The organism is Mycobacterium colombiense (genome assembly GCF_003284975.1).
In the GTDB taxonomy this organism is placed as follows: domain Bacteria; phylum Actinomycetota; class Actinomycetes; order Mycobacteriales; family Mycobacteriaceae; genus Mycobacterium; species Mycobacterium europaeum_A.
The window spans coordinates 1-9,946 of record NZ_QMEU01000136.1 but is presented as its reverse complement, the minus strand read 5'-3'; the positions used below and the strand labels follow the sequence as shown (position 1 = coordinate 9,946).

Annotated in this window: 9 protein-coding genes, 1 tRNA gene and 1 pseudogene; 3 read left to right on the top strand and 8 right to left on the bottom strand. The window is 68.3% G+C overall.

Features of this window, described 5'->3' with window-relative positions:
- A pseudogene (locus tag DQP58_RS24160) lies at positions 1-445 on the top strand (DNA primase); the annotation flags it as partial.
- On the opposite strand, the gene DQP58_RS24155 reads toward DQP58_RS24160, so the two are convergent.
- Positions 429-707 carry a hypothetical protein gene (locus DQP58_RS24155; RefSeq protein ID WP_112635267.1) on the bottom strand — a complete coding sequence of 93 codons (279 nt, stop codon included), beginning with the start codon at positions 705-707 and terminating at the stop codon, positions 429-431. The pseudogene DQP58_RS24160 and the gene DQP58_RS24155 sit on opposite strands and share 17 nt — an antisense overlap.
- Before the next feature lie 151 nt (positions 708-858).
- On the opposite strand from DQP58_RS24155, the gene DQP58_RS24150 reads away from it, so the two are divergent.
- A tRNA-Asn gene (locus DQP58_RS24150) sits at positions 859-931 on the top strand.
- 16 nt (positions 932-947) lie between these two features.
- Here DQP58_RS24150 and DQP58_RS24145 read toward each other — a convergent pair.
- The 7 genes from DQP58_RS24145 to DQP58_RS24115 all read right to left on the bottom strand — a co-directional run bounded on the left by DQP58_RS24145 (position 948) and on the right by DQP58_RS24115 (position 8,537).
- Positions 948-1,670, bottom strand: a complete 723-nt coding sequence (locus tag DQP58_RS24145; protein ID WP_255362081.1) for an SDR family NAD(P)-dependent oxidoreductase — start codon at positions 1,668-1,670, stop codon at positions 948-950.
- A gap of 99 nt (positions 1,671-1,769) precedes the next feature.
- Complete coding sequence (locus tag DQP58_RS24140; RefSeq protein ID WP_112710655.1) at positions 1,770-3,173, bottom strand: NtaA/DmoA family FMN-dependent monooxygenase; 1,404 nt, start codon at positions 3,171-3,173, stop codon at positions 1,770-1,772.
- On the bottom strand, positions 3,170-4,294 hold the full coding sequence (locus tag DQP58_RS24135; RefSeq protein WP_112710654.1) for an LLM class flavin-dependent oxidoreductase: 1,125 nt from the start codon (positions 4,292-4,294) through the stop codon (positions 3,170-3,172). Before DQP58_RS24135 ends, DQP58_RS24140 begins: the two co-directional genes overlap by 4 nt.
- Positions 4,291-5,412, bottom strand: a complete 1,122-nt coding sequence (locus DQP58_RS24130; protein ID WP_112710653.1) for an LLM class flavin-dependent oxidoreductase — start codon at positions 5,410-5,412, stop codon at positions 4,291-4,293. Before DQP58_RS24130 ends, DQP58_RS24135 begins: the two co-directional genes overlap by 4 nt.
- A 216-nt stretch (positions 5,413-5,628) precedes the next feature.
- The gene (gene cysE / locus DQP58_RS24125) at positions 5,629-6,312 is read right to left on the bottom strand and encodes a serine O-acetyltransferase (protein WP_112710652.1); all 684 of its coding nucleotides are present in this window, start codon (positions 6,310-6,312) and stop codon (positions 5,629-5,631) included.
- Positions 6,313-6,314: 2 nt separating this feature from the next.
- Positions 6,315-7,247 (bottom strand): cysteine synthase A, encoded by a 933-nt coding sequence (cysK, locus tag DQP58_RS24120; protein ID WP_112710651.1) that lies wholly within the window; start codon positions 7,245-7,247, stop codon positions 6,315-6,317.
- The gene (locus tag DQP58_RS24115; RefSeq protein ID WP_112710650.1) at positions 7,248-8,537 is read right to left on the bottom strand and encodes a thioester domain-containing protein; all 1,290 of its coding nucleotides are present in this window, start codon (positions 8,535-8,537) and stop codon (positions 7,248-7,250) included.
- A 370-nt stretch (positions 8,538-8,907) separates the two neighbouring features.
- Between DQP58_RS24115 and DQP58_RS24110 the strand changes: the two genes are divergently transcribed.
- Positions 8,908-9,831 carry a family 2A encapsulin nanocompartment shell protein gene (locus DQP58_RS24110; RefSeq protein WP_112710649.1) on the top strand — a complete coding sequence of 308 codons (924 nt, stop codon included), beginning with the start codon at positions 8,908-8,910 and terminating at the stop codon, positions 9,829-9,831.
- Positions 9,832-9,946 lie beyond the last annotated feature (115 nt).

Genomic DNA, 9,946 nt, shown 5'->3' with positions numbered 1-9,946 from the left:
GGCGCTCAAGGCGGCCCTGCAGTATCCGGCGTTCGCCGGGCCGGTGTTCGACACGCTGACGGTCGAGAGCTTCACCCATCCCGGATACGCGGCCATCCGCGCGGCCATCGAGACCGCGGGGGGCACCTCGAGCGGGATCACCGGCGCGCAGTGGATCGAGGCGGTGCGTGAGCAGGCGTCCTCGCCGCTGACCGCTGGCCTGGCCAGCGAGTTGGGGGTGGAGGCCATCGCGGTCGACGAGGAGAAGCTGCCGCGCTACATCGGCGGTGTGCTGGCCCGGCTGCAAGAGGTGTGGATGGGCCGCCAGATCGCCGAGGTGAAGTCGAAGCTGCAGCGGATGTCCCCGATCGAGCAGGGCGACGAGTACCACGCCCTGTTCGGGGACCTGGTGGCGATGGAGTCCTACCGGCGCAGCCTGCTGGAGCAGGCTAGCGGCGACGATTAGACGGCGTCAGCACGTCGTCGGCCGAGCCCTCGACGTCGCGTTCCATGATGGCCGTCTGGTCGTCGATCTCGGTCAGGGTGACAAAACCGGCGTCGGGCGAGATCCGATTCGCGATCTTGCGCCGCCCCCCTTCGATCATCGACTTGGCCACCGGGCTGCTGGTCAGTGCGCGATAGGTGCCGACGAGCTGCTCGTATCGGCGACGCCCGGCCTTCGAACCCAGCACGTAACCCAGCCCAAGCACCACGACATACCGGATCAAAACTTTCCTCCCGACTATCGATGGGTCCATCCTGCCTCACCGGCCGGGACGCCCGCGCGGTCGATCCCCGTTCATGGGCTGCCCGAGGGTGGTCCACGCTAGTTGGGTGCGGTCGCGCCAGTACGCTAGAGTCGTCCCGCGATCGGGTTAGTCCCCTGTAGCTCAATTGGCAGAGCATTCGGCTGTTAACCGAAGGGTTCCTGGTTCGAGTCCAGGCGGGGGAGCACTTCTCTGAACGTCTCAGTGGCCGGCGCTCTGGCCGCCGTCGATGTGCAGCGTCTCGCCGGTAACGAACGACGCGCCCTCCAGGTAGCGAATCCCCTCGATGATGTCGGCGATGGTGCCCATCCGGCCCAGCGGATGCATGGCGGCCAGCGCGGTCGTGTCGTCGTCGGCGTGCATCGGCGTGGCGATGTTGCCCGGCGAGATGGCGTTGACGCGGATCCCGTTGCGGGCGTATTCGATGGCCAGCGATTTGGTCACCGCCGCCAGGCCACCCTTGGTCAGCGCGGTCAATCCCGCCGGCACCCCGGAGTTGGCCTGCTCGAGCAGCGAGGTGGTCATGTTGACCACGTGGCCGCCCCCGCCTTGCCTCAGCAGCTGGGCAATGACGCGCTGGGTGATGTGAAAAAAGCCGGTCAGGTTCACGCCGGTCACCAACTCGTAGTCGGCCGGCGTGTACTCGGTGAACGGCTTGGGCACGAACACGCCCGCATTGTTGATCAGCGTGTCCACCCGGCCGAACCGGTCCAGCGCCGTCGCGACGATGCGGTCGGCCGTCGCGGGATCGGCCACGTCACCGGCGACGGCCGCCACCTCGGCGTCAGCGCCGGCGGCGATCGATCGCGAATTGGCCACCACCGCGAAGCCGAGTTCGCGGTAGGCGTCGACCAGGGCGGCACCCATGCCCTGGGAGGCGCCGGTGATGATCGCGACTTTCTGACGGGCGTGATCTGCGGTCAACGGAGGTCTCCTTGGGCGGTCTGTCGGCGGATGCGGCGGTCGACGCGCCACCCCGGTGGCACGCCGCGAATCGTGAATCTACTGTGACCCGTCGACGGATCAGCCTGTGGCGCGCCGACTTTCGAAGCGCTCGACGCCGGTCGGGTGCCCGGTCCGGCCCGGCGTGGGTGACAAGCCGAGGTGGTCGCGCAACGTGCGGCCGCGGTATTCGCTGCGGAAGCTACCGCGCTCCTGCAGCAGCGGCACCACCTTGTCGACGAATTCGTCGAGGCCGTGCGGCGTCAGGTGCGGCACCAGGATGAAGCCGTCGCAGGCATCGGACTGCACGTAGCGATCGATCTCCGCGGCGACCTGCGCCGGCGTCCCGACGAATTGCTGGCGGCTGGTCACCTCGATGATCAGCTCGCGGATCGACAGGTTCTCGGCTTCCGCCCGGGCGCGCCAGGTCTGGGCGACCGTCTTGGGGTCACCGTGCCGGACCCGCCCGCGGGTGATGTTCGGGTTCTCGACGGGATCGACGTCGGGCAGGGGCCCGTCGGGGTCGTAGGCCGACAGGTCCACGCCCCACACCTGTTCGAGGAAAGCGATCGCGGTCGGGCCGCTGACCTGCTGCTCCCGGATGTGGCGGGCGTTGTCCTGCGCCTCTTCGGGGGTGTCTCCCAGTGCGAACGTCGCGCCGGGCAGGACCTTGAGCTGGTCGGGGTCGCGCCCATAGGCCGCGGCGCGGCTCTTCACGTCGCTGTAGTAACGCTGACCCGCCTCGAGCGACCCGTGCAATGTGAACAGGGCGTCGGCGTGCCTGGCGCCGAAGTCACGGCCGTCGTCGGAGTCACCGGCCTGCAGCAGCACCGGGTGGCCCTGCGGCCCGGCCGGCAGGGAGGCCACGCCGCGGACGTCGAATTGCGGACCGTGGTGCTCGACGACGCCGATGCGGGCCGGGTCGGCATAGATCCCGGCGTCGACGTCGGCGACGACGGCATCGGGCGCCCAGCTGTCCCAGAACCGCCGCGCGACCGTGATGAACTCCTCGGCCCGGTGGTAACGGTCGGCGTGGGCGAGGAACCCGCCGCGGCGGAAGTTCTCCCCGGTGAATGCGTCGGAGGAGGTGACCATGTTCCAGGCCGACCGCCCGTCGGACAGGTGGTCCAGCGTCGCGAATTGCCTTGCCACCTCGTAGGGTTCGTTGAACGTGGTGTTGATGGTGCCGGCCAGGCCGAGCCTGTCGGTGACCCCGGCGAGCGCGGCCAGCACGGTGAAGGTGTCGGGCCGTCCGACCACGTCGAGGTCGTGGATCTTGCCGCGATGCTCACGCAGCCGCAGGCCTTCGGCCAGAAAGAAGAAGTCGAACAGTCCCCGCTCGGCGCTCTCGGCAAGGTGCACAAACGACTCGAACGCGATCTGGCTTCCCGCGCTCGGATCCGACCACACCGTGGTGTTGTTCACCCCGGGGAAGTGGGCGCCCAGATGAATCTGCTTGCGGTGTCGTGCTTCTCGAACGCTCATCCGGTCAGTCCCCATCGTTTGGCGATCAGTTCATGCGAGCGCAGCCGGTCGACGTGGCGGTGGGTGACGGAGGTGATCACCAGTTCGTCGGCGCCGGTCACCCGGCTCAGCAGCTCGAGGCGGTCGGCGACCTCGTCGGGGTTGCCGACGAATTGTGTTGCGGTGCGGTCAGCCACCAGCGCCTGCTGGTCCTCGGTCAAGGGCTCGCAGAAATCGGGGTCGGGGTACGGGATGGCGCCGTGGCCGCTGCGGATGGAATACACCCACCGGCCGTAACCGGACGCGAGGTGGCGCGCGGTGGCGCTGTCCTCGGCGACCACGACGTCGGCGGACACCACCACGTAGGGCTCCGATAGCCGCGCGGACGGGCGGAAGGCGTTGCGGTAGGCGGTGATTGCCTCAAGCGCCGTCCCGGGGGTGATGTGGTAGCTCGCGACGAACGGGAGGCCACGGGCGCCGGCGACCTCGGCACTTTGCCCCTTGGTACTCCCGAAGATCCACGGCGTCAACTGACCGCGCTCGCCGGGAACGGCATGTAGGTCATGGCCATCGACGCTGTAGGTGCCCGCCAGCAGCGCTTCGATGTCGGCCAGTTGGTCGGCGAAGTCGGGGGGTTGTGCGCACGGTTGCGCCAGCGCGGAGGCCTGCGCCCGGATCCGCTCGCTTTTCATCAGCGGTGTCTGGTCGAAGGGTGCGGGGATGACCAGCCCGTCGACCTCGCGCCACGGCGTGGGCGCACGCTCGGAGTGGACCGGGGGTGGCGCCGTGGCGGCCTCCTTGCGCCGCTGCCCGGACCGGCCCAGCCCCATGTCGATGCGGCCAGGGTAGAGCGCGTCGAGGATGCCGAAGCTTTCCACCACGGCGAGCGCCGTCGTGTGGCCGATCTGCACGGCGGCCGACCCGACGTGGATTCGCTCGGTGGCCGCGGCGATCTGGCCGATCAGCGTCACCGGCGAGGAGCTGGCGACCGCGACGAAGTGGTGCTCGGCCAGCCAGTAGCGCCGGTAGCCCCAGCGCTCGGCGTGCTGGGCCAGATCGATGGTGTTGCGCAGTGCCGTCGCGGCGTCGCTGCCGGCGCTGATGGGCGCGAGGTCGAGGATCGACAGGGGAGTGATGCTCATGACGGCGCCGTCGCGTAGCGGTTCGGTGCGGTCGCCAGCCCGAGGCGGTCGCGCAGTGTCTCGCCGGCGCGGTAGCCGGTGCGGAACCGGCCGGCACGCTGCAGGCGCGGCACCAGGTCATCGACGATGGCGGGCAGGTCGAGGGCGTTGACCGCGGGGCGCAGTCGCACCCCGTCGACCCCGACGTCCTGCCAGGCGAGCAGGAGATCCGCCAAATCGGTTGTGCTGCCGACGAATCCGTGTGCATCGGACGAGATGGCCGCCGCGGGTGCCAGTGGATCGTCGACCAGCGACACCACGAGGTCCGCATAGACTTTGAGCTCCCGGCCGGCGGCCCGCCGCGCGTGGCCCACATCGGCCAGGATCGCCCGCAGCGAGCCCGCGTCGTGCGGGGTGATGAAGACCAGGTCGGCGCTGGCGGCGGCGAATTCGTAGACCCGCGGCGCGTGGGCAAGTGCGGCCACCACCGGCTGGCCCTGAGGTGGGCGCGGGGTGATCGAGGGCCCTTTGACCGAGAAGCGCTCGCCGACGAAGTCGATGTAGTGCAGTTTGTCGCGGTCAATGTAGCGGCCGGTCGCCACATCGCGGATGACCGCGTCGTCCTCCCAGCTGTCCCAGAGCCGGCGCACCACCTCCACCGCGTCGGCGGCCTCGCCGAACAGGTCGTCGCCGTGGGGGGCGGCCCGTCGGCCGAACAGGGCGGCTTCGTGCGCCGTCGGGCTCACCCGCACCTGCCATCCCGCCCGACCGTGGGAGATATGGTCAAGCGTCGCAATGGCTTTCGAGATGTGGAACGGTTCGGTATGGGTAACGGTCGCCACCGGGATCAGGCCGATGTGTCGGGTGGCCGGGGCGATGCGGGCGGCGACCAGCGTGGCGTCCGCGCGTCCCGCCAGGCGCCGCGGCGAGATGTCGGCGGTGCGGCCGGGTTGCGCGTCCAGGCTGTCGTCGATGGTCAGGAAATCCAGCAGTCCGCGCTCGGCGGTGCCCGCCAGGGCTGCCCAATAGCGGCCGCTCAGTTGCCCGCCACCGGTCGCGTTGTGCGCGAACGCGTATCGCCACGCGTGGGGATGCCAGCCGTAGCCGTCCAGCCCCACCGCCAGATGCAACTCGGTCATGGTCGGTCCCCGGTGATCCCCGTCGGTTCGGCGTCGCGCATCGTGGTCATAACCCACTGTGCAACGCTGCCGACGGCGCTGCATTCCAAAACCGGGTTAAGTTCAGGCTGAGTAATACTTCGCCGAGTTCAGCCCGGCGGAACGCGGCGATGCGGGTTCGGTGCAGCGTGGCGAATACGGGCGATCACGGCGTCTTGCTCTGAACGCCACCGTCTTTCAGATGGAGAAGTCCTCGCCGTGCCACACGCCGGCTTCGGGCGGCCGGATGACGTGATTGCTCTGGGCGCCGTCCGCGCGGGCTTCGAGTTTGGTCACCCGGGTCAGCAGCGACTGCAGGCTGACTCCGACGAGGTCGGGCATCATCGAGTCGTCCGGGCTGCCGGGACGGCTGCGGCTGATGACCTGTCCGGGGACGCCGACGACCACCGAGCTGGACGGAACCTCTTTGACCACCACGGCGTTGGCGCCGATGCGGCTGTCGTCGCCGATCTTGATGGCGCCCAGGACCTTCGCCCCGGCGCCGATGGTCACCCGATCACCGATGGTGGGATGACGTTTGCCGGTGTCTCTGCCGCTGCCGCCGAGGGTGACACCGTGATAGATGGTCACGTCCTCACCCACCTCGGCCGTCTCTCCGATCACCACCCCGGTGGCGTGGTCGATGAAAAGACCGGGGCCGAGCACGGCGCCCGGGTGGATCTCGACGCCGGTCAGGATCCGGGTGATTTCGGCGGTGATGCGCGCGGCCAGCCTTGCGCCGCGGTTCCACAGCCAGTGGTTGATCCGGTGGCCCCAGATGGCGTGCACGCCCGGGTAGGCGAGGATCACCTGCAGCGTGGTGGGAACGGCCGGATCGCGTTCCCTGGCCGCTCGGATGTCACGACGGATGGCTTCGAGCATGACTAATCGGCCAGGTCGGAGAACAGCGGCGTGCTCAGGTACCGCTCGCCGAAGTCGGGCAGCACCACGACGACGAGCTTCCCGGCGTTCTCGGGCCGGCGGGCCACCTGCAGGGCGGCTACCACCGCCGCCCCCGAGGAGATGCCCACCAACAGGCCCTCCTCCGCGGCCAGCCGCCGGGCCAGGGTGATGGACTCCTCGTTGCCGACCGTGATGACCTCGTCGACCAGATCCAGCGCGAGCACGGGCGGGACGAACCCGGCGCCCAGGCCCTGGATCGGGTGCGGCCCTTTCTGTCCGCCGGACAGCACCGGCGAGGCGGCCGGTTCGACGGCGATGAACTGCGCCGAGGGCTTGCGCTCCTTGATCACCTGGGCCACACCGGTGATGGTTCCGCCGGTGCCCACCCCGGCGACGAAGATGTCGACCTTGCCATCGGTGTCGCGCCACACCTCTTCCGCGGTGGTCTTGCGGTGGATCGCGGGATTGGCCTTGTTCTCGAACTGCTGTGGCACGAAATAGCGTTGGTCGCTCTTGGCAAGCTCCTCGGCCTTGGCGATGGCGCCCGGCATGCCGTCGGATCCCGGGGTCAAGACGATCTCGGCTCCCAAGGCGCGCAACAACATTCGCCGCTCGACGCTCATGGTCTCCGGCATGGTCAGCACGCAACGGTAGCCGCGCGCCGCGGCCACCAGCGCCAGGGCGATGCCGGTGTTGCCGCTGGTGGGCTCGAGAATGATGGTGTCCGGTTTGATCAGGCCCGCCTGCTCGGCCGCGTCGATCATCGCGACCCCGATGCGGTCCTTGACACTGTTTCCCGGGTTGAAGAATTCCAGCTTGGCGACGACGTCGGCGACCGCACCCTCGGTGACCCGGTTCAGCCGGACCAGCGGGGTGTTACCGATCAATTCCGTGACGTTCTCCGCGATGCTCATCTATCTTTTGTCTCCAACGACGTAGGACCAGGCCTCATCCGCCTGCCAGCTAATATCGAACTCTATGTTCATCTCGGTGGGGATGGCTAGCGCTACAGGGGTAAAGCGTTGCGACGCTTCGTCCAGCGCCACCCCGGTGAGCACGCGTCCATGCAGATCGCCAACCGTTTTCGCGGTGAGCGTTATTCCCGAGGTGCCCGGCGCCTGGCGTATGTAGAAATCCGTGCCGGGGTGGATCATGTCGCCGAACGCGAAGCCGTCGGCGTCCACCAGCTCGTGACCGCCGGTGGCGCTGAGTATCAGCGGGATTCGCACCTGGAACGGCCCGACGATGCCCGAATCCGCGGCGGCGTGCTGGTCGACCAGCAGGGCTTCGTCGGCCTGGTGAGCGAACTTTCGCGCCTGCGCGAGCAGGTAGTTGTACAGGTGCACGACCTTGTCGGCGTTGCGGTAGTGGCGCGCACCGGTGAGCCGGAAGCTGACGTGCTCGATGCGGGGGACATCGGCATCGGAGTGTGCGACCAGCCGGTAGTAGCGGTACCCGCGCCCGCCGCGGCCATGGCTGCTTGACGACAGTGTGCTGCCCTCGCCCAACGTGCGTTGGTGGCGGCCCCGGCCGGGGCCCACGGCCAGTTCGGATCCCGAAACGTCCTGCCAGTCAACGCCGTTGGCCGACTTCTGCAGCCGTACTGTGACGCCCCCGTTGGAGGCGGCCCACACCGAGTAGCCGCCGAGCTGAGGCGCGCCGTCGAACTCGAAGGTGATCACCGGCCCGGGTGAGCGGTGAACGGCGACGGGCACGTTGAGCGGGCGGGTGTCCAGCGCCAGGCCGTTGGTGAAAAACCAGATCGCGGCCTGGGTCGCGGCGATTGCCTCGTGCTCGTTGATGTTGGCCGATCCGAGCGGATAACCCGCCTCACGCACCTGTCGGCTCAGTTCGGCGATGGAGCGCATCGGAAAGGAGTTCCGCACGATCCAGGCGACCGAGGCTTCGTGGCTGGACGCCCGCAGATGGGGCAGGGCAGCCCAGGTGTCGACGCGGTAGCGCGACGGGTGCTGCGGCGCGATGCCGGTGAAATCCAGCGAGTAGGCGTGCACGTTCGGGTTGAGCCTGATCAGGTCGGTGCGCGCCCAGCTGCCGTCGGTGAACACGACCCGGTCGACGGTGTGGGAATAGGTTCCGCCCCGATAGCGGGTCATGCGGTTGAGCGCGGTGGCCGGGCGGACCACCGAACGCCGGCGGGTCGCCACCGGCGCCAGGGCACGATTGGGCTCGGACAATATGGTCATGGGTTGCTGGTCTTCCTGAAAGGCTTCGGTTGGCCCGCGCCTTCACGGCACCGGGCAGACCCGGCGGTACCGCCCGGAAATGGGCCAGCGCGGGGATTTCTACAGCGTCAGAGGGCTCAGGAAATCAACAGCAACAACAGCAACAACAGTCCACGCCGACGCAGCGCGACGGGACAAAGCACGACTGTGCGGGGTGTTGCATGTCCCCACTATAGGGCATCGGCACTGCTCGGCCCGTTTCGCTCAGCCGGGCTCAAACTCTTCTGGCCTGCCCCTACACTTGCCTAGGCTCGGCGCGCGGACCCGCTTCTGTTGGGGGACGATAGATCCGCGGAGATCCCGGCCGCAGTCCACGCACGAAAGGATCACGATGACGTCGGCTCAAAATGAGTCTCAGACACTTGGCGACCTCGCAGCCCGGCAACTGGCCAACGCGACCAAGACCGTCCCCCAGCTTTCGACGATCACACCGCGCTGGCTGCTGCACCTGCTCGGCTGGGTCCCGGTGGAGGCCGGCATCTACCGGGTGAACCGGGTGGTCAACCCCGAGCAGGTCGCGATCAAGACCGAGGCCGGCGCCGGCACCGACGAACCGCTGCCCGAGACATATGTCGACTACGAGACCAGCCCGCGCGAATACACGCTGCGCAGCATCTCGACCCTGGTCGACATTCACACCCGGGTGTCCGACCTGTACTCGAGCCCGCACGACCAGATCGCTCAGCAGCTGCGGCTGACCATCGAGACGATCAAGGAACGTCAAGAGTTCGAACTGATCAACAGCCCCGAGTACGGGTTGCTCGCGCAGGCCACGCCGGAGCAGACCATCCAGACGCTCGCCGGTGCCCCCGCGCCCGATGACCTCGACGCGCTGATCACCAAGGTATGGAAGACGCCCAGCTTCTTCCTCACCCACCCGCTGGGTATCGCCGCATTCGGCCGCGAAGCAACCTACCGGGGCGTGCCGCCGCCAGTGGTGAGCCTGTTCGGTGCGCAGTTCATCACCTGGCGCGGCATTCCGCTGATCCCGTCGGACAAGGTCCCGGTGGAGGACGGCAAGACCAAATTCATCCTGGTGCGCACCGGTGAGGAGCGTCAGGGCGTGGTCGGCCTGTTCCAGCCCGGCCTGGTCGGGGAGCAGGCGCCGGGTCTGTCGGTGCGCTTCACCGGCATCAACCAGTCGGCGATCGCGACCTACCTGGTCACCCTGTACACGTCCCTGGCTGTTTTGACCGACGACGCGCTCGCCGTGCTCGAGGACGTCGCCGTGGACCAGTTCCATGAGTACAAGTGAGTACCGAGCGGTAGACGCCGAAAGCGACCTGCCTATCAGCGCTGCGGAGCTTGCCGCGCTGGCCAGCCAACTGTATGCGGCCAGCATCCGGCCGGGCCTGGACAGTCCACCGCAG